Annotated in this window: 15 protein-coding genes; 3 read left to right on the top strand and 12 right to left on the bottom strand. The window is 64.8% G+C overall.

What is annotated here, in order from left to right; genetic code table 11:
• Nucleotides 1-121: 121 nt before the first annotated feature.
• Nucleotides 122-1,306 (top strand): fumarylacetoacetate hydrolase family protein, encoded by a 1,185-nt coding sequence (locus RP6297_RS20010; protein ID WP_009240491.1) that lies wholly within the window; start codon nt 122-124, stop codon nt 1,304-1,306.
• On the opposite strand, the gene RP6297_RS20005 is transcribed toward RP6297_RS20010, so the two are convergent.
• From RP6297_RS20005 to xylF, 5 genes are all read right to left on the bottom strand, one after another.
• Nucleotides 1,297-2,202: an SMP-30/gluconolactonase/LRE family protein gene (locus RP6297_RS20005; protein ID WP_009240490.1), complete on the bottom strand. Its 906-nt coding sequence runs from the start codon at nt 2,200-2,202 to the stop codon at nt 1,297-1,299. The genes RP6297_RS20010 and RP6297_RS20005 overlap by 10 nt on opposite strands.
• The gene (locus tag RP6297_RS20000; RefSeq protein WP_009240489.1) at nt 2,199-2,966 is read right to left on the bottom strand and encodes an SDR family NAD(P)-dependent oxidoreductase; all 768 of its coding nucleotides are present in this window, start codon (nt 2,964-2,966) and stop codon (nt 2,199-2,201) included. Before RP6297_RS20000 ends, RP6297_RS20005 begins: the two co-directional genes overlap by 4 nt.
• 46 nt (nt 2,967-3,012) lie before the next feature.
• Nucleotides 3,013-4,215 carry a sugar ABC transporter permease gene (locus tag RP6297_RS19995; protein ID WP_009240488.1) on the bottom strand — a complete coding sequence of 401 codons (1,203 nt, stop codon included), beginning with the start codon at nt 4,213-4,215 and terminating at the stop codon, nt 3,013-3,015.
• The gene (gene xylG, locus RP6297_RS19990) at nt 4,212-5,783 is read right to left on the bottom strand and encodes a D-xylose ABC transporter ATP-binding protein (RefSeq protein ID WP_009240487.1); all 1,572 of its coding nucleotides are present in this window, start codon (nt 5,781-5,783) and stop codon (nt 4,212-4,214) included. Before xylG ends, RP6297_RS19995 begins: the two co-directional genes overlap by 4 nt.
• An 81-nt stretch (nt 5,784-5,864) precedes the next feature.
• Nucleotides 5,865-6,893: a D-xylose ABC transporter substrate-binding protein gene (xylF, locus tag RP6297_RS19985; protein WP_009240486.1), complete on the bottom strand. Its 1,029-nt coding sequence runs from the start codon at nt 6,891-6,893 to the stop codon at nt 5,865-5,867.
• 278 nt (nt 6,894-7,171) lie between these two features.
• Here xylF and RP6297_RS19980 point away from each other — a divergent pair, with 278 nt between their 5' ends.
• Nucleotides 7,172-8,395: a XylR family transcriptional regulator gene (locus tag RP6297_RS19980; protein ID WP_009240485.1), complete on the top strand. Its 1,224-nt coding sequence runs from the start codon at nt 7,172-7,174 to the stop codon at nt 8,393-8,395.
• On the top strand, nt 8,392-9,474 hold the full coding sequence (locus RP6297_RS19975; RefSeq protein WP_009240484.1) for an aldose epimerase family protein: 1,083 nt from the start codon (nt 8,392-8,394) through the stop codon (nt 9,472-9,474). Before RP6297_RS19980 ends, RP6297_RS19975 begins: the two co-directional genes overlap by 4 nt.
• Nucleotides 9,475-9,502: 28 nt before the next feature.
• Here RP6297_RS19975 and RP6297_RS19970 read toward each other — a convergent pair whose 3' ends face one another.
• The 7 genes from RP6297_RS19970 to RP6297_RS19940 all read right to left on the bottom strand — a co-directional run bounded on the left by RP6297_RS19970 (nt 9,503) and on the right by RP6297_RS19940 (nt 19,138).
• Nucleotides 9,503-10,930, bottom strand: coding sequence for a nucleobase:cation symporter-2 family protein (locus RP6297_RS19970; RefSeq protein WP_009240483.1), 1,428 nt, complete (start codon nt 10,928-10,930; stop codon nt 9,503-9,505).
• 378 nt (nt 10,931-11,308) lie between these two features.
• Nucleotides 11,309-12,070, bottom strand: a complete 762-nt coding sequence (locus RP6297_RS19965; RefSeq protein WP_004627728.1) for an RNA polymerase sigma factor FliA — start codon at nt 12,068-12,070, stop codon at nt 11,309-11,311.
• Between the two features lie 8 nt (nt 12,071-12,078).
• The gene (locus tag RP6297_RS19960; RefSeq protein WP_009240482.1) at nt 12,079-12,858 is read right to left on the bottom strand and encodes a MinD/ParA family ATP-binding protein; all 780 of its coding nucleotides are present in this window, start codon (nt 12,856-12,858) and stop codon (nt 12,079-12,081) included.
• A gap of 13 nt (nt 12,859-12,871) precedes the next feature.
• Nucleotides 12,872-14,791, bottom strand: a complete 1,920-nt coding sequence (gene flhF / locus RP6297_RS19955) for a flagellar biosynthesis protein FlhF (protein WP_009240481.1) — start codon at nt 14,789-14,791, stop codon at nt 12,872-12,874.
• Nucleotides 14,788-16,914, bottom strand: coding sequence for a flagellar biosynthesis protein FlhA (gene flhA, locus RP6297_RS19950; RefSeq protein WP_009240480.1), 2,127 nt, complete (start codon nt 16,912-16,914; stop codon nt 14,788-14,790). The genes flhF and flhA overlap by 4 nt, the downstream gene beginning before the upstream one ends.
• Nucleotides 16,915-17,207: 293 nt before the next feature.
• Complete coding sequence (gene flhB, locus RP6297_RS19945) at nt 17,208-18,371, bottom strand: flagellar biosynthesis protein FlhB (protein WP_004627735.1); 1,164 nt, start codon at nt 18,369-18,371, stop codon at nt 17,208-17,210.
• A gap of 164 nt (nt 18,372-18,535) precedes the next feature.
• The gene (locus tag RP6297_RS19940; protein ID WP_009240479.1) at nt 18,536-19,138 is read right to left on the bottom strand and encodes a nitrous oxide reductase accessory protein NosL; all 603 of its coding nucleotides are present in this window, start codon (nt 19,136-19,138) and stop codon (nt 18,536-18,538) included.

Here is a 19,138-nt window from a genome sequence, read left to right as displayed (position 1 = left end):
TCATGATTGATTCGATTGTCCAACAGGTTGGAAATTGCGTCACGCTGTTGGACACCCTGCATCGCCGTCTCTACGATCACGCGGGTTCCCCGGCAACAGGGTGTCTACTCACGGAGCGCACATGACCGACATCGCCAACTACTTGCCGCACGATCTTGAGCATGCAGCGCTCGTCGGTCGGGTGTGGCGTACAACGGCCAACGGCGAGGGGCCATCCGTCGTGGTGGTACGCAACGGTGTCGTTTTCGATATCACGGAAGCCGTGCCGACGGTGGCGGACCTGTTCGAGCATCCTGACGTACTGGCCGTCGCCCGGCAGGCACGCGGGGAAGACCTCGGTCGCGTCGAAGCGCTTGTCGAGCGTTCCATGGCCACCGGTCGCGCAAGCAATGCGCCCACCCTGCTCGCTCCGAATGATCTGCAGGCGATCAAGGCCTGCGGCGTGACGTTCGCCGTCAGCCTGATCGAGCGGGTGATTGAAGAACAGGCGGGCGGCGACCCAGCCAAGGCGCGCGACGTGCGCGCGTCCATTGTCGGCGTGGTGGGCTCGGACCTCTCCAAGATCAAGCCCGGCTCCGACGCAGCCATGCGGCTCAAGGAAGAACTGCAGCGCCGGGGCGCGTGGTCGCAATACATGGAAGTCGGCATCGGCCCCGATGCGGAAGTGTTTTCCAAATCGCAGCCGATGTCGGCAGTCGGGTTCGGCGCCGATGTGGGCCTGCATCCGGCCTCGCGGTGGAACAACCCCGAGCCGGAAATCGTGCTCGCGGTCAGCAGCGCCGGGCATGTCGTGGGAGCGGCGCTGGGCAACGACGTGAACCTGCGCGACATCGAGGGGCGCTCCGCGCTGCTGCTGGGCAAATGCAAGGACAACAACGGCTCCTGCGCCATCGGCCCGTTCGTGCGCTTGTTTGACGAGCGCTTCACGATCGACACGATCCGCGCGACGCAGGTCTCGCTCCGTGTTGAAGGCGCCGACGACGGCTTCGTGCTCGACGGCGTGAGCCACATGAGCGAGATTAGCCGCGACCCGCTCGACCTCGTGGCTCAGACCTGCGGGCCGCACCATCAATACCCGGACGGCTTCATGCTGTTTCTCGGCACGATGTTCTCGCCGATCAAGGACCGTGACGCACCTGGCGCCGGCTTTACGCACCACCTGGGAGACCGCGTGACGATCAGCGCCCCGCCCCTCGGCGCGCTGGTCAACACAGTCCGCCTGTCGACGGAGATCGCGCCGTGGACGTTCGGTGTCCGCGCCCTGTATCGCAACCTCGCGGCACGCGGGCTCGTCCGTCAGGATTGATCGATCATCGCGGCTGAAAAATTCACGGCACATTCCGCGGAAGGCAGACCCTTGACCGGCGCGCGAAACGCAAACAATCCGCCGGCAAGCGGCTCCCTCAGCAACGCCTCGTCCGTCAGGCCCTTTCGGGCGGTGGTTGCATAGACCGTCTGCAGGTCATCGCCGCCGAACGCAAGCTTGGTGATGTTGGAACACGGAAAGTCGACACGCCCGATGCATCGGCCGTCGGGCGAGAACCGTTCGATCCGCCCTCCGCCGAACAGCGCGACCCACACGCATCCTTCCTCGTCGACAGCCATGCCGTCTGGGCAGCCGGAGCCGTCGATGTTGGCGAAGACGCGCTTGCGTTCCAGGCTGCCGTCGTCGCCAAGGTCGAGGGCATAGACCACTCGCTGCAAGGTATCGGTGTGATAGAGCGTGCGGCCGTCCGGGCTCGCGGTCGGGCCATTCGTGATGACGTAGCCAGAATCGCGCACGTTGAGCCGGCCATCCCGACCGACGCGGTAGAGCTGCCCGCTCGCCTCGCGCTCCGCATCGTCCATCGAGCCGAACCACAGCGCGCCGGTGCGGTCGACATAACCATCGTTCAGACGGTTTCCCGGCCGACCGGTCTCGACGGGCAGCGTGCGGCTGAAGATACCGCTTGCGAAATCGAACCGGTAGAGACCGCCCTGCACGCCGCAGACCCAGCTGCCGTCAACATTGGGCAGCGCAAAGCCGATCTGGCCGGGTGCGGCCCAACTGCGGCGCACATCGGTATGCGGGTCATAGCGGTAGAGCCGCCTGCCCTTGATATCGACAAAGACGACGCAGCGCGATGCAGCGTGCCACACCGCGCCTTCCCCGAGCGTGGCCCCGACGCGCCAGACGCATTCCGGATGGATGGGCGCCATCATCCGCCGTACCACCCGGCATCGACAAAGTACTCGCGCGCTGTGCAACGCGCGGCGTCGTCTGACGCAAGAAACAGCGCCATGCGCGCCACGTGTTCCGGCTCGACGCGTTCATGCAGGCATTGCTCGCCCAGCAGCTTGGCTTCGCTCTCGGGCGATTGCCAGAGCGCCATCTGCCGCGGCGTGCGCACCGCGCCGGGCACGATGCAATTGACGCGAATGCCGAATCCGCCAAGGTCACGCGCAAGGCCGCGCGTCAGGCCCTCGATGCCGGCCTTGGCCGTCATGTAGATGGCGAGGTCCGCCTGGGCAAGGTGCCACGAGATGGACCCAAGGTTCAGGATCACGCCGCGCCCCAGCTTCTTCATGCTGGGCAGCACGGCCTGCGCGCAGAAGAACTGATGGCGCAGGTTCACCTCGATGCGGTTGTCCCAATAGGCCTGGGTCACGGTTCCGATCTGATGGCGGTCATCATTCGCGGCGTTGTTGACCAGCACTTCGATGGGGCCGGCGTCGGCCTCAATGTCCGAGAACGTGGCGTTCAGCGCATCGATATCCCGCAAGTCGCAGTGGCGGAAGACCGGCGGATGCACGCACTCGCCAAGCGACGCCGCCAGCGCTTCTGACTCCGCACGCGCAATATCCAAAAACGTGACACGCGCGCCCTGTTTGGCAAAGCCTTCGACGATGGCAGCGCCAATGCCGCTACCGCCGCCGGTAATCACAACGTTCTTGTTAACAAGGCTCGGATAAATCGCATAAGACATAAGAGATTCCAGTGACAGCAAAAGAGATAAAGCCTGTAGCGCAGCCTCAGCGGCGGCCCGAGCGCGAGATGACATCCACCCAGACGGCCAGCACGAGGATGCTGCCCTTGACGATCATCTGCCAGTACGCGTCCACGTCGAGCATGGACATGCCGTTGTCGAGGCTCGCCATGACCAGCGCACCGGCCAGCGCTCCGTAGACCGTACCCGCACCGCCGCGCATGGACGTGCCGCCGATGAAGCAGGCCGCAATGGCATCCAGTTCGCCCATGGTTCCGGCGGAGGGCGAACCGGCAGCAAGACGCGCCGTATTGACGATGCCGGCAAACGCGCACATCAGGCCCATGAGCCCGAAGATGGCAAGCTTCACGCGATCGGTGTTGATGCCGGACAGGCGCGTGGCCTCGAGGTTTGAACCCACGGAATAGATACGGCGGCCGAAAACCGTCTGGCTGGCGATCCAAGAAAAAATACCGAGCAGCGCCAGCACGAGCAGCACGGGCACCGGGATGCCGCCATAGCTGTTGAGCGTGGCGACAAACGCGACGATGACCGCACCCGCCACGACAAGCTTGGCGACGTCTTGCCAGAGCGGCGCAACGTCGAGCTCATAACGGCGATGCTCACGCCGCTGCCGGATCACCACGAAGATCAACAGACAGAAGATCAGCACCGCCATCAGGTCGCCCACGTGGCGCGGCAGGTAACCCTGGCCGATCAGCACGAAACTGTCCGATACCGGCGCAATCGTCGACCCATGCGTGAGACCCAGCAGAATGCCGCGATACGCCAGCATGCCGCCCAGGCCGACGATGAAGGACGGCACGCCCCGGTAGGTCGACCACCATCCGTTGAACAGGCCCATGGCCACCCCGAGCAGCAGCACCACGGGCACCGTCGCCGTGATCGGCCAGCCCAGCCCTTGGTCCAGGATGGCAGCCACGCCACCAAGCAAACCAAGCAGCGAACCGACCGACAGATCGATCTCGCCCGCGATGATCACGAAGACCATGCCGCAGGCCAGCATCCCCGTGATCGACATCTGGCGCAGCAGGTTGGACAGATTGCGCGGCGAGGTAAAGGCGCCGTTGGTCAGCATCGAAAAGAACAGCCAGATCGCGGCCACGGCGATCAGCAACGCCAGGATCTTGTAGCGTGCGAACAGTTGCCTCAGGCGCTGGCTTGCCTTGAACGTATTGCGCGAATCGGCGACCCCGCCGGCGGCTTGTGGGCTGGTTTGAGAAGTCATGCGTGACCTGCCTGATGGAAAGTGGCTGCGTGCCTGGGTGGGTTCCGGACTGGCTGAATGGCGGCGGTCAGAATGTGTTCCTGCGTCAGTCCGTCGTTCACGAAGTCGCCACGCAGTTGGCCCTCCCCGATCACAAGCACGCGATCCGAGATGCCAAGCACTTCGGGCAACTCCGACGAGATCACGATGATGGCCATGCCGCGCTTGGCGAGATCACCGATCAGCTTGTAGATCTCGTACTTGGCGCCGACGTCCACGCCGCGGGTCGGCTCATCCAGAATCAGGACGCGCGGCTCCGTGAGCAACATTCGGGTGAGGACCGCCTTCTGCTGATTGCCGCCCGACAGGCTGGCAATGGGTAGCATCGGATGCGCCGCACGCACGGCAAGCCGCCGCATCTCTTTGCGGATCGTGTCGAGTTCGGCCGCGCCGTCAATGCGCCCAAGACGCGCGAAACGCTGCAGGACGGCCAACGTGATGTTGTGCCCCACGCTCATCAGCGAGACGATACCGTGACGCTTGCGGTCTTCCGGCACCATCGCAATGCCCGCACGAATGGCGTCTAGCGGCGCGCGGACCTTCAACGGTTTTCCGTCCAGTACCAGCTCCACCTCGCTGGCACCTTCGTACGCGCCAAACACCGCCTGCATCAGCTCGGTGCGCCCTGCCCCGACCAATCCCGCCACGCCGAGAATTTCGCCACGCCGCACCGAAAAGGACACATCGTCGACCCGCTTGCGAGTCGGGTTGTTGGCGTCGTAGCAAGTCACATTGCGAGCTTCGAATACAACTTCCCCGATGGGATGGGGCTCGCGCGGAAACAGTTGCGTGATCTCGCGCCCGACCATTTGCGCGATGATGCGGTCGGTGGTGAGGGCATCCATCGGCGCGGTGGCCACATGGCGGCCATCGCGGATGACGGTGACCGTGTCGCACACCGCCTCCACCTCATCGAGCTTGTGCGAGATGTAGACGCACGCAATGCCGCGCGCTTTCAGGTCGCGCACGATGTCGAGCAGGATGCGCGTCTCCGCCGCCGTGAGCGATGACGACGGCTCATCCAGGATCAGCAGCTTGGCGCGCTTGTTCAGCGCCTTGGCAATTTCAATCAGCTGCTGATGGCCGCCGCCGTAGTGCATCACGGGCAACGCGACGTTGATACCCTGGATGTTCAGGTCGCGCAGCAGCTTGTCTGCGCCCTGGTACATGGCCGCATAGTTCATCCGGCCGCCCGGCAGCGTGATTTCGTTGCCCAGGTAGATGTTTTCGGCCACTGACAATTCCGGCACCAGCATCAGCTCCTGATGGATGATGACAATGCCCGCGCGCTCGGTGTCGCGAATACCGCCGGCGCGCAGTGGCTGCCCCTCCCAGAGGATTTCGCCATCCCAGGTGCCGCTCGGGTACACACCGGAAAGCACCTTCATGAGCGTGGACTTTCCGGCGCCGTTCTCGCCGCACAGGCCAACACACTCGCCTGGCCTCACGACCAGGTTGATACCATCTAGCGCCTTCACACCGTCGAACGTCTTGACGATGCCGCGCATCTGCAACAGAGGTTCAGACATGCCCCGTCCCTGGGTTACGAACGCGGCCGGCGACGAACAGTGGCCTCATCGCCGGCACAAAGCGACCCTGACTGTGCGACCTTACTGGCCGCCGATCTGAGCCTGCGTGTAGAAGCCGTCTTTCACCACCAGATTGACGTTGTCCTTCGTGAGTTGGGTGGGTTGCAGCAGCACCGTGTCGACCTTCTTCTTGCCGTTGTCGTACTGGGCGTTGTATTTGGGCTTGTCACCCTTGGCGAGGGCCACCGAAAGCTGCGCAGCCTCCGTTGCAATCAGCTTGAGCGGCTTGTAGACCGTCATCGTCTGCGTGCCGGCAATCACGCGCTTGACGGCAGCAAGGTCGGCATCCTGGCCCGACACCGGCACCTTGCCGGCCAGCTTCTGCGCAGCCAGCGCCTGGATCGCGCCACCGGCCGTGCCGTCGTTGGATGCGACCACGGCATCGATCTTGTTGTTGTTCGCGGTCAGCGCGTTTTCAACGATACCCAGCGCCGCAGAGGCGCTCCACTCGGGCACCCATTGCGAGCCAACAACTTTGATGTCGCCGCGGTCGATGGCCGGCTGCAGCACCTTCAACTGGCCCTGCCGCAGCATCTTCGCGTTGTTGTCCGTCGGCGCGCCGCCCAGCAGGAAGTAGTTGCCCTTCGGGCGCACGTTGAAGACGCCCTGCGCTTGCAGTTCACCCACCTTCTCGTTATCGAACGAAATGTAGGCATCAACGTCGGCGTCGAGAATCAGGCGGTCATACGACACCACCTTGATGCCCGCCTTCTTGGCTTCGGCCACCACGTTGGTCAGCGCCTTGGAGTTGAACGGCACGATGACGATCACGTCGACACCGCGCGAGATCAGGTTCTCGATCTGCGAGATCTGGCGTTGCTCGCTGGCGTCCGCCGATTGCACCGACACCTTGGCACCCAGTTTTTCTGCAGCGGCGACAAAGTAATCGCGGTCGCGCGACCAGCGCTCTACGCGCAGATCGTCGATACAGAAGCCGATTTCCGGATGCGCCTTGCTCGCGTGTGCCAGCGGCGCGGTCATCGACAGGCTGGCGAGCACTGCACCGCAAAAGGCGGCCCTCAGAACACAACGGCGTTGGTTCGATTTCATGTCTCACTCCATCTTCTTTTGTTGGTGGATACCCTAGGCCGACGGAACGCGTGGTGCGCCGCAATAGTGATCTCGCCCGGCTCGACGGCCATCGCATGGTGATGCGGCCGCCCAGCACGGGCAATTACGAAATTGCCCAACCGAACTAACATTTCTTGCCACCCGGCACCGATCGTCTGACAGCGCTCCATGTAGCCAATAGAATGTGCGGGCGAGCGGCACGCCCCTGCGCTGCAGCCGTTTGGCAACCCCTGCCACCGCGAGCGGCCCGAGCCACCATGCACCGTCAATCGTCCGATCCATCGCAGCACGCGCGCATTCATCGCATTGCGCTGCTGTTCAATGCCAACAAGGTGTATGACCGCGAAATCATCGCGGGCATTGGCGACTACATGCGCTCCACCCGCGTGACGTGGGACTTGTTTCTCGAAGAAGATTTCCGCTGCCGCCTGCCCGGCATCGAGCGCTTTGACGGCGACGGCATCATTGCGGATTTCGACGACCCAGCAGTCGCCGAAGCGCTGCGCGGTTGCCCGTTGCCCGTGGTAGCCGTCGGCTCATCGTATGAAGATGCGGCGCACTACCCGGCAAAGGAGCCGTATGTGGCGACCGACAACGGCAAGCTGGTAGCGCTCGCCTACCGGCACCTGATCGAAGCCGGACTTCAGCACTTTGCGCTGTACAGCCTGCCCCAGGCACCTGAGAACCGCTGGGCACAGGAGCGCGAACTGGCCTTTACGCGTTTGCGCCGGCAAGACAATCCCGCCGCCCCCGTAGAGCAGGAGATTTATCGAGGCCTTTCGACCAGCGCGCCGACCTGGCATCAGGCGATCAGCCGGTTGATCGAATGGCTGCGCGGCTTGCCCAAGCCCATCGGCATCATTGCCGTGACGGATGCGCGGGCGCGCCATCTGCTGCAGGCCTGCATGACGGCGGGGTTCGCCGTACCGGAAGAAATCGCCATCATCGGTATCGACAACGATCCGCTCACGCGCACGCTGAGCCGCATCCCGTTGTCGTCGGTCATTCAGGGCACCGTGGAGATGGGTCGCACCGCCGCACATCTGCTGCATCAGATGCTGGGCGGCGCCCGCCTGGCAGGCCGGCAGATTCTCGTGCCACCCGTGGGCATCAATGTGCTGGCGTCGTCCCGGCACCAGCCGCTTGCCAGCCCGTACGTCATGCGGGCGCGGCACTTCATTCGGCAATACGCCTGCCAAGGGATCAAGACCGAGCAGGTCGCGGACTACGTCGGTATCTCGCGGTCATCGCTCGAAGAACACTTTCGTCGTGAATTGAATTGCACCGTGCATCAGGAAATCCTTCGCCATAAGCTCGACGCCGCCAAGCACATGCTGGCCAGCCGTGATGTCGCAACCGCCGAGGTGGCGGTGCGCTGCGGCTTTACCTCCCCGCAATACATGCATGCCGTATTCCGCCGTGAGCTGGATTGCACGCCGCGCGAATACCAGGAACGCGCCACCACGGAGAGCCAATCATGAGCATCGCGCCCGCGCTCTCCGCACATGCGCCGCTCGACGGCGCCATCTCGTCAGCAACGTGGGGGCACTTGCCGGACGGTGAACCGGTTCGGCTGTTCACGCTGCGCAATGCCTTGGGCATGCGCGTTTCGATCAGCGACCTCGGGGCGACGCTCGTCTCCTGGCAGGCGCCGGACCGCGGCGGGCGTCTGGGCGAAATTCTTCTGAACCACGCGGCGCCTGCGGCCTATCTTCAATCGGGGGGCTACCTTGGGGGCTTGATCGGTCGCTGGGCCAACCGGATTGCCGGCGCGCGCTTTACGCTCGACGGCATCGACTACGCGCTTGACCGCAATGAGGGCAGCAATCTGCTGCACGGGGGAGCGAGCGGGTTTCATCGGGCACGATGGGACGCCGACGATCAGGACGGCGCTTTGGTCCTGCGGCTCACGTCTGCGGAAGGCGATGCGGGATTCCCGGGCAATGTCGCCGTGCAGGTTCGCTATGCGCTTGCCGACGATGGCACGCTGTCGATCGACTACGAAGCGCGGACCGATGCGCCCACGCCGATCAACCTGACCAGCCACGGGTATTTCAACCTGAGCGGCAAACCCGGCACCGACATCAGGGGCCACATCCTCTCGATCGATGCCGATGCCTATCTGGAAGTCGATGCCAAGCTGATCCCGACACGGGCAGTGAGTGTCGCCGGCACGGCATTCGATTTTCGGCAGGCGGCGCCCATCGGGGCACGGCTGGACTGGCCTAACGCACAGTTGGCGCAGGCCGGCGGATTCGACCACTGCTTCGTGCTGCGCAATTCGGCCTCGGACGGTCGTCCGCATGTGCGTCCGGTCGCGCGTTTGTATGAACCCGGCAGCGGCCGCGAGCTGACGGTGCTCACAGACCAACGCGGGCTTCAGTTCTACTCGGGCCACAAGCTGGCGGGCACGCACGCGCAGCGCAGCGGCTTATGCCTGGAAGCGAGTGCGTTCCCGAACCAGGTCAACATGCCCGATGCCGAAACAGTCATGCTGCGCCCGGGCCAGGTCTATCGGCAGCACACCGCATACCGCGTCTCCGTTGCCGGAGAAACCTGAGCCGCGTTGCAGCACGGGCGTTGGATGATCAATGCGCGGCTGCGGCTGCACCGTGCATCACTTCGTGCGAGCCGCGGATGCCGTTGAACCAGGCGTTCAACACCACGGCCACCAGCGTGCCCATCACGATGCCGCTGTGGGTGATCGGGCGCGTCCAGTCCGGGAAGTGATGGAAGAAGGCCGGCGCCAGCGTGGGCATCATGCCAAAGCCCACCGATACCGCGATGATCAGCAGGTTGTGGCGCTGCTGTTGGAAATCGACCATGCCCAGCATGCGGATGCCGGCAGCGGCCACCATGCCGAACATCACGATGCCTGCGCCACCCAGCACGTATTGCGGCACCGATGCCACCACGTACGACAGCTTCGGAAACAGCCCCAGCACGATCAGCAACACCCCGCCGGCGGCCGCCACATAGCGCGAACGCACGCCCGTGATCGACACCAGCCCGATGTTCTGCGAGAACGACGTATGCGGGAACGTGTTGAACACCCCGGCCACCACCGTCGCCAGGCCGTCAGCGCGCAGGCCGTTGGTCAGTTCATTGCGCGAAATCGGCTTGCCGACCACGTGCGCCAGCGCGAGGAACATGCCAGTCGATTCCACCAGCGTGATCACGATCACGATGCACATCGAGATGATGGCCGACAGCTCGAACTTCGGCATGCCGAAGTAGAACGGCGTCACCAGCGTCACCAGGGGTGCGGCGCTCGCGTCGGCGAGCGACACCTTGCCGAACGCCGCCGCCACCAGCGTGCCCGTCACGATACCCAGCAGCACCGCGATATTGCACAGCAGCGCGTTACCGAACTTGGTCAGCAGCAGGATCGTCACCAGCACGAGCGCCGCAATGGCGAGGCCGAACGGATCGCCAAACGCCGGGTTCGGCACCATGTGGCGCACGCCGTCCACCACCTGCGGAATCATCTGCTGGCCGCCCGCAGCCCAGTTGATCCCCACGCTCAGCAGCGAAAAACCGATCAGCATGATGACCGTGCCCGTCACCACGCGCGGGAAGAGGCCGAGCAGCCGCCCCATCAGCGGTGCAACGGCAATGCCGAACACGCCGGAAACGATCGACGCCCCGAAGATGCCGGGCAGCCCCATGCCGGGCTCCACACCGATGGCGATCATCGGGGCAACCGCGGCAAACGTGACGCCCATCATGACCGGCAGGCGGATCCCGAACATCAGGAAACCGAGCGATTGGATCAGCGTGCCGATCCCAGCCGCAAACAGGTCGCAATTGACGAGATAGGAGAGATCGCTCTTTGACAGGCCGAGCGCATTGCCGACAATCAGCGGCACGGCGATCGCCCCGGCGTACATCACCAGCAGGTGTTGCAGCCCCAGCGCGAACAGGCGCGGCAGCGGCAGAAATTCGTTGACGGGATCGGCAGCGGCGCCGGTGATCGTCGACGAAGAGGGCGAGGGTTGCCCGGGGGATTGGCGCATTGTCTGTCTCCTGGGGCCGCCCCCGTGTCAATGCCGGGAGCGTGCTTTAGGCGGATGGGGCGGGTTCCATCCGCCGGCATTCATGCGGCGTGATGCCGCGTATTTGCCGGAATCTTGGAGGGGCGCCATTTTTCTGTCAACAATTACATACGTTTTTTGTGTACATATTTTGCGTTCTGAAACGCATGTGCGCCGTGATCTACCTGTTTCACGCCTCCAAGCGCGCCTCGTGACCGAGGCCCCAAAGAAAAAACGCGGCCGCGACATGAGTCGCTGACCGCGCAGTAGAAATACCTGGCAGGTAAAGCTGGGACCAAGAGCCGCCATCCAACCCAGTGAAGCAGAGGGTTTTGTTAGCAGCTCTCAGCCGACCTCATATCAGGTCGGCGTCGGCAGCCATGCGCGATCGCGCAGGCGCGAACGGATGCGGGCAATCGCCTGGCTGTGGATCTGGCACACGCGCGATTCCGACACGCCCATCACGGCGCCGATTTCACGCAGGTTCAGATCCTGCTCGTAGTAGAGGCTCATCATGAGCTTTTCGCGCTCGGGCAGTCCCTCGATGGCAGCGACCACCGATTCGCGCAGGTCGTGGTCCAGCAGCTGGTCCAGCGGCGTGGCGTCGTTCTCGGGTGCGCGGTTCTCGATGAAGGCGTCGGCGTCTTCACGGTCGAAATCTTCGTAATACAGCAACTGGCTGCCTTGCAGGTCGACCAGTTGCTTCTGGTATTCGGCCAGCGACATGCCCAGCGCTACGGCAATCTCGGTTTCGGTGGGCGCGCGGCCCTTCTGCTGCTGCAGCTTCTGGATTGCCTGCTCGATCGTGCGCGCGTTGCGGCGCAGGCCGCGCGGCAGCCAATCCGAGCCGCGCAGTTCGTCCAGGATCGCGCCGCGGATACGCTGGGCCGCGTAGAACTCGAACTGCACACCCTGCGTTTCCTCATAGCGCGACAGCGCATCGAGCAAACCCATCATGCCGGCCTGGATCAGGTCGTCCAGCTCAACGCTGGCCGGCAGCTTGACCATCATCTGGTTGGCAATGCGACGCACGAGCGGTGCGTACGTGGCCATCTCGTCGGACTTGGTCTTGCGACCGGTTGCGGTGTACATATCCATGCCTGCCTTTGACGCTTCGTTCATGCTGCGCCTCAATAAACCAATTCGGCCGCGCGTGCGGTGGCGCCGGGTGTCGCTGTCGATGCCGACATTGACGTTGCCTGCGCCGATTCATCTGCCGGCTGTGCCGGTGCCCGCGCCGACATGACCACCCGCGACGGCGCACTGCCATCACCGGCTTGGGCCTCGGCGCTGGCCCAGCTCAACATTTCTTCGGCAAGCTGGCGGAAGGCCATGGCCGAAGGCGATGCGGGAAACGCACTCGCCACGGGCTTGCCGAGCGAGAGCGCGAGTTCTACGTGCCGGTCCTCGGGGAGGTAGCCGGCGAAATCGATCCGGGTGTTCAAGTACTGGCCCACGGTGTTGGCCAGGTTGCCGAACACGCGCACGGCGGAATCCACCGAATGCGCGCCGCACACCACGGTGCGGATGCCGGCGCCGCCTTGCAGCACGGCGGTTTTCTTGAGCAGCGTGTAAGCGCTCTTGATGCCTTCCGGACCATCCGAGAAGGTCAGCAGCACGTCGTCGCACGCTTCGGCCACGGTGCCGAGCGCCCGCGTGCCGAAATGCGCGGCCACCAGCGTCACATCCGCCGTCTCGTCGTGCTGCTCGAGCACACCGGCCATGGCCAGCACGGTCTGCGCGCTCACCACAGCGGTATCGCGGCCCATGCCGGACAGCGCGATGCGCAGGTTGTCGACAAAGTCATCGACCTGCTCTTCCGCGCCGATCACGAGCACGCGGCGGGCAGCGGCATGACCCAGCATGCGCCGCAGCCCTGCGGCTTGATCCTTGGCGAATGGCGTCGTCATGGTCGCCCCCTTGTCAGGCGAAATCGAAAGCGGCCAGGCCGGGTTCGCGGTTGCCTGCGTTGCGTGACACCGCACCCTGGGCCACGAGCAGCGATTCGTCCGAATCCAGCGTGAACGACGACTGCTCCGCACCGGCCCGGAACGAGCGGTGGATCAGCAGCTTCTTGTTCGGCACCGCAATGTCTTCCGGCACTCGCTGGCCGTACGAGACGTAGTGCAGCGGCAGGCGGCGGCGGATCATCACGTCCATCGCGTGGCCCACGGAGGCAGCCTCGTCGATCTTGGTGAGGATGCAGCCGGCCAGGTTGGCGTCGCGGTAGGCACCCACGACTTCATCGAGCGTCTTGCCGTTGCTGGCAGCGTTGAGCAGCAGCAGGCGCTTGATCGACGGGCCCACGGCATGCAGCATCGCCATCTGTTCGGACACGGCGCGGTCGCGCTGGCTCATGCCGATGGTGTCGATCAGCACCACGTGCTTCTCGCGCAGGTCGTTCAGCGCCAGGCTCAGGTCCTGCGCGTCTTTCACGGCATGCACCGAGACGCCCAGAATCTTGCCGTAGATGCGCAGCTGTTCGTGGCCGCCGATCCGGTAGCTGTCGGTTGAGAGCAGTGCCACACGCGATGCGCCATGGCGCAGCACGAAGCGTGCGGCCAGCTTGGCGGTCGTGGTGGTCTTGCCCACGCCGGTCGGGCCCATCAGGGCAAACACGCCGCCCTGGTCGAGCAGGCTGTTCTCGTCCGACACGGTGCTCAGGTTCTTTTCAATCGCACGCTGCACAAAATCCAGCGCGCCTTCGTACGTGTCGTGCTGCGGCATGTTCTCCAGCACGTAGCGCGTGAGCTGTGCCGAGAACCCTGCGTTGAGCATGGTCTGGAACAGGCGCGTACGCACCGGGTCGCCCAGCTTCACGCCCAGCGAGGCCAGGCTCGACATGGCGTCGTTCAGCGTGCTCTTGAGCGTTTCGATCTCGCCGACCATGCGGCGGGTCATCACGTCGGTCTCGGCACGGATGCTTTCCTTCACGTCGGCCTGGAAGGCCGAACGCTGCAGGCTCACGTCATCACGCGGGGCTTCGGGCTTGGCCATCGTGTCCTCCACGCGGACGAAAATGTCGGACGCCTTGCCTGCGTCGGCTTGCGCGTCGATGCGGGCCTTTACAGGCGCTTCGGCCTTCTGCTGTTCTGCACGGAGGTTGCGGGCCTGGGCTTCCACGCGCTCGGCAAAGCTGCGCAGCGAAACCGGGCGCTCTTCCTGTTCATGTGCCTGCTCGCGTGGCTGCTCACGGCGTGCGGCAAAGCGGGCGGTCGATTCCATCTCCGGCTCGTCGTCTTCCACCGCTGTGCGGCGGGCGATGAACTGGGCGGTGCTGGCCAGGGCCTGCGCCGCGGACTGGGCAACCTCGGCATTGGCGCGGTCGAGCGACAGGCCCGCCAGCATGCGGGTGGACGCGGCCAGCGCATCTTCTTCGCCAAACGCCACGTCGTCGTCCACGCGCGTTTGCAGCGTGCGGCCGGCCGGCTTGGCGGCCTGAGTGACCGGGGCAACCGACGCTGCCGGTGCGTCTTCCTGTGCCGGCGTGCGGCGCGAAGCAATAAAGCGGTTGCGCAGACGGGCCAGCGCGTTGGGTGCAGGGGTCTCGGTTTGCGAGGCTTCTTCAGCAGGTGCCTGAGCGGCCGCCACGGCTGCGGTTGCAGCGGCAATCGGTGCGGGCTCGGGAATCGGAGCCGGAGCCATCGGGCGGCGCTGTGCCGTCTTGGGTGCCGACGACTGCGTATCGACCAGCGCATCCACGTGCGAATCGGATGCCGCGATGATCTCGATGCCGCCGGGAATGGCGCGGTTCGACAGGATCAGAGCGCCATCGCCCAGTTGGTCGCGGACCTTGCGCAACACGTCACGCGACGTCAGTCCGGTAAATCGATGCATTTTCATGCGCGGCCTCCAAGCATGGCGACAACCTTAATCGTTCGGTGATCCGGAATTTCTGCGTGCGACAGCACGCGCAGGCTCGGTGCGGCACGCTTGAACAGGCGGGCGAGCATCGGGCGCAGTGCGGGCGGCACGAGCAGGACGCCGGTCTGACCCATCTGTTCGTGCTGCCGCGACGAGTCCGCTGCCGCCTGCATGAGCGAGTCAGCCAGTTGCGGTTCGATCGGGCCGGCGTTAGAGCCAACGACGCTTTGCAGCAAGATGTTCTCCAGATTCGGGTCAAGCGTGACGACCTGCATTTCGGTCTTGTTCGGGAAGAGCTGCTGGGCAATCGCCCGGCCCAGCGCCACACGCACGGCGGCGGTGAGTTCGGCGGGGTCTTGCGTCCTGCCTCCGTGCTCCGCCAGCGTCTCGACGATGGTCCGGATATCGCGGATGTGCAGGCCTTCGTCCAGCAGGTTCTGCAGCACCTTCTGCACGGTCGCGACGGGCAACAGCTTCGGCACAACGTCTTCGACCAGCTTCGGTGCTTCCTTGCCCAAATGATCGAGCAATTGCTGGACTTCCAAACGGCCGAGAAGCTCGGTGCTATGGGTGTAAATCAACTGATTGACGTGCGTGGCGATGACCGTGCTGCAGTCGACCACGGTGTAGCCCTCGGCCTGCGCGCGATCGCGCACATCGGCGGTGATCCACATGGCAGGCAGACCAAAGGTCGGGTCCACGGTCGGGGTGCCGGGCAGTTGCGTGCCCAGTCGACCACCGAGGCCACCCATGCCGCCATGACCACCCATGCCGTCCTGGCCGCCCGGGTTGATGGCGAGGAACTTGCCCTGCTGCACCTCGCCGTGGCCGATTTCCACGCCCTTGAGCGTGATGCGGTACGACGACGGGCCCAGTTCTAGGTTGTCGCGGATGTGTACCACCGGCGCCAGGAAACCCATGTCCTGCGTGAACTTCTTGCGGATGCCCTTGATGCGGCGCAGCAGCTCGCCGTCCTGGCTCTTGTCGACCAGCGGGATCAGGCGGTAGCCGATTTCCAGGCCCAGCACGTCGACCCACGCAACGTCGTCCCAGCTCGCTTCGGGCGTATCCACCGGGGCAATGGCCTGCAGCACGGGCTCGATCTCGGGCACTTCGCGCTTCTTCTTCAGGTACCAGCCCAGATAGCCCAGGCCGCCCCCAAACAGGATGAACGGGAAGTGCGGCATGCCCGGCACCAGGCCCAGCAGGCCCAGCACGCCGGCGGTGGTCATCAGCACCGTCGGCATGGCAAACAGCTCGCTCGACAGTTGCTGGCCGACGTCCTTGTCGGTGGAGACGCGGCTGACCATGATGCCCGCCGCGGTGGAGATCACCAGCGCGGGAATCTGCGCGACCAGGCCATCGCCGATGGTCAGCAGCGTGTAGTTGGTGGCCGCGTGGCCCACGTCCATGCCGTGCTGGAGCACGCCCACCGCCAGGCCGCCGACGATGTTGATCAGCAGGATGGCGATACCCGCCACCGAATCGCCGCGCACGAACTTGCTGGCACCGTCCATGGAGCCGAAGAATTCGGCTTCCTGGGCGATCTCCGTGCGGCGCTTGCGGGCTTCGTCTTCACGGATGAGGCCGGCGTTCAGGTCGGCGTCGATCGCCATCTGCTTGCCGGGCATCGCATCGAGCGTGAAGCGCGCGCTGACCTCGGCGATGCGGCCCGCGCCCTTGCTGATCACCATGAAGTTGATGATCACCAGGATGACGAACAGCACGATGCCGACGGTGTAGTTGCCGCCCACGAGGAAGTGGCCGAACGCCTCGATCACCTTGCCGGCGGCGTCGGGGCCGGTGTGGCCTTCCATCAGCACCACGCGCGTGGACGCCACGTTCAGCGACAGCCGCATCAGCGTGGTGATCAGCAGGATGCTCGGGAACGACGAGAAATCCAGCGGCTTGAGCGTGTGCATGCTGATCAGCAGCACGATGATCGACAGCGCGATGTTGAAGGTGAACAGCAGGTCCAGGATGAACGGCGGCAATGGCAGCACCATCATCGCCAGGATCAGGATGATGAGCACCGGGCCCGCGGCGGAGCGGTAGTCGCCCTTGCGCAGGATGTCGGTGACTCGGAGCAGTGCGGCGTTCATTGGAGGGCGTGCAGCGGGGGGGCATTTCGATGGATGCCATCTTGCAGGCGGCATCGCCAAATCGAAGAAGCGAGAAAGCCGCCCAAAAGGCGGCTTTTCGTTGAAATACCCTCCCACCGGGGGGTGCGGAAGCGGCCAGTGGCGCCGTTGGGGCGAAATTGCACGCCAAGCGAGACATGCGCGAGCCTCAAACAGCCGTTCGCCGTGCAAAAAGTGTCGAGGGCGAGGCTTTTTGCTCGGCGATCCGAGCTCGGAGCTCGGCGCGTGGAGCTCCTTACTCGGCGGGCGGCACTTTATGCGTCTTCGGGCTCGTCGTCCGGGCCGGGCTGTGGCCCCGGGTCCAACTCGGCAGGCACCGGCAGGTCGGTCGGGCGCACCGGCACTCGGCCGCCTACCTGATGCAGGCGGCGCAACTGGTAGACATAGGCGAGCACTTCGGCCACGGCGGCGTAAAGCGCCTCGGGAATCTGGTGGCCGATCTCGGTGTGGCGGTACAGCGCCCGGGCCAGCGGGGGCGCTTCCAGAATGGGAATCTTGTGCTCCGTGCCCAGCTCGCGGATCTTGGCCGCCACCATGTCGGCGCCCTTGGCCAGCACGCGCGGCGCGCCGCCTTCCTTCTCGGAATAGCGCAGCGCGACGGCGTAGTGCGTCGGGTTGGTGACGATCACGTCGGCTTTAGGCACGTCGGCCATCATCCGGCGCTGGGCCGCCTGGCGCTGCAGGTTGCGGATGCGGCCCTTGACGTGCGGATCGCCTTCGGACTCGCGGTGCTCCTTGCGCACTTCTTCCTTGGTCATGCGGTGCTTGCGCGCGTATTGCCACAACGACAGCGGCACATCCACGGCCGCCACCAGCATCATCACCGCTGCCATGCAGAGGAAGGCCACGCCGGCCACGTGCAGGGTGTCGCGCATGGCAACGCCCAGGTCCTGCTGCGGGAGTTCGATCAGATCACCGCGGTAATACCGGACCAGCAGCCAGCCCACACCGGCAATCAGGAACAGCTTGATCAGCAGGCGGGGCAGCTCCATCAGCCCCTCCAGCGAGAACATGCGCGTCAGCCCCTGCAGCTTGAACAGGCGCGAAATGTCGGGGGACAGCGGCTTGAACGAGATGGCCCCGCGCGTGAGCGCCAACGGCGACAGCGCGGCAATCACCAGCATCAGCATCAGCCCGCCCAGGGCCATGGCCAGCGGCATGAACTGGCCGGTCACGTAGTTCCACTGGTCCTGCCCGCTGGTGTAGTTGTAGCGGTGGAACTCCAGGCAGCGCGCCAGAAACGCCGATGCGGCGCGCACGATCGAGTCGCCCATCACCCACAAACCGCCCGCGGACACTGCCGTGAGGGCGAACGAAGCCAGTTCCCGTGATCTGGGAACGTCGCCTTCCTCGCGCGCCTGCTCGAGGCGCCTCGGAGAGGCTGGTTCGGTTTTTTCGAGATCGCTTTCTTCGGACATGCCGGCAGGTTGGCCGGCCGTCGCATTATCCAAGGCCGCACCTCCTGTCGAAGCGCAGAAAAACCAGCTTCCGGGCCGGCTTATCGACAGATGGCCGCCAAGCACCACGCCAGCATGGCCCGCACGGTGCAATCTGCGTCGCCCCACAACCAGACGGGAACGCGCTAGGTGTGCCGACCTGCCGGATGGGGCTGCGAGGGTTCCAACGCCCGGAGGCGTTCTGCGGTAATGCCGGCGGAGCCCGTGACTGATCCGCCGTGGCGCGTAATGAAATCGCGCGCATCCGTGTGATTCCGGAAGGCAGGGAGATTGCCCCTGCGCATTGGCCCCGGCACGTCAGACCCCCACACGTAGACGGCCTGCAGCGCGGCAATCCAGCGCCCGTCGCCAACTGCACGCACGTAGGCGGCGGCAATGTCGGCCGATTTCCGGCCGGCGGCGTAGCGCGGCAGGTTGCGCAAGTAAATGAACAGGCTCAATGGCGAGTCGAAGAAGTACGCGTCGCCGTCGGCAAAGATGACCTGGGCTGCCCAATCCGGCGCGCGCGACGGAAACGCGCCGCAGACCGGGCAGCGTGCGTTGGGCGGGATGGCGCGCGGCGCATCGGGCGCCGTGCCCGAGCGCGGGTCATAGGGCGTTGGCGCCGCAACGAAGCAGATTTCGGTGGGAATCTCGGGCTCCACCCGGCGGCTCGCATACACGCCATACCACCAGAGCGAGGCCGCCAGCAAAGCGACTGTCATCCAGCCCGATCGACGCAGCCGCAT

This window comes from Ralstonia pickettii, assembly GCF_016466415.2.
GTDB classification, from domain to species: Bacteria; Pseudomonadota; Gammaproteobacteria; order Burkholderiales; family Burkholderiaceae; genus Ralstonia; species Ralstonia pickettii.
The sequence above is the reverse complement of the archived record's forward strand: the minus strand, read 5'-3'. Positions and strand labels throughout refer to the sequence as shown.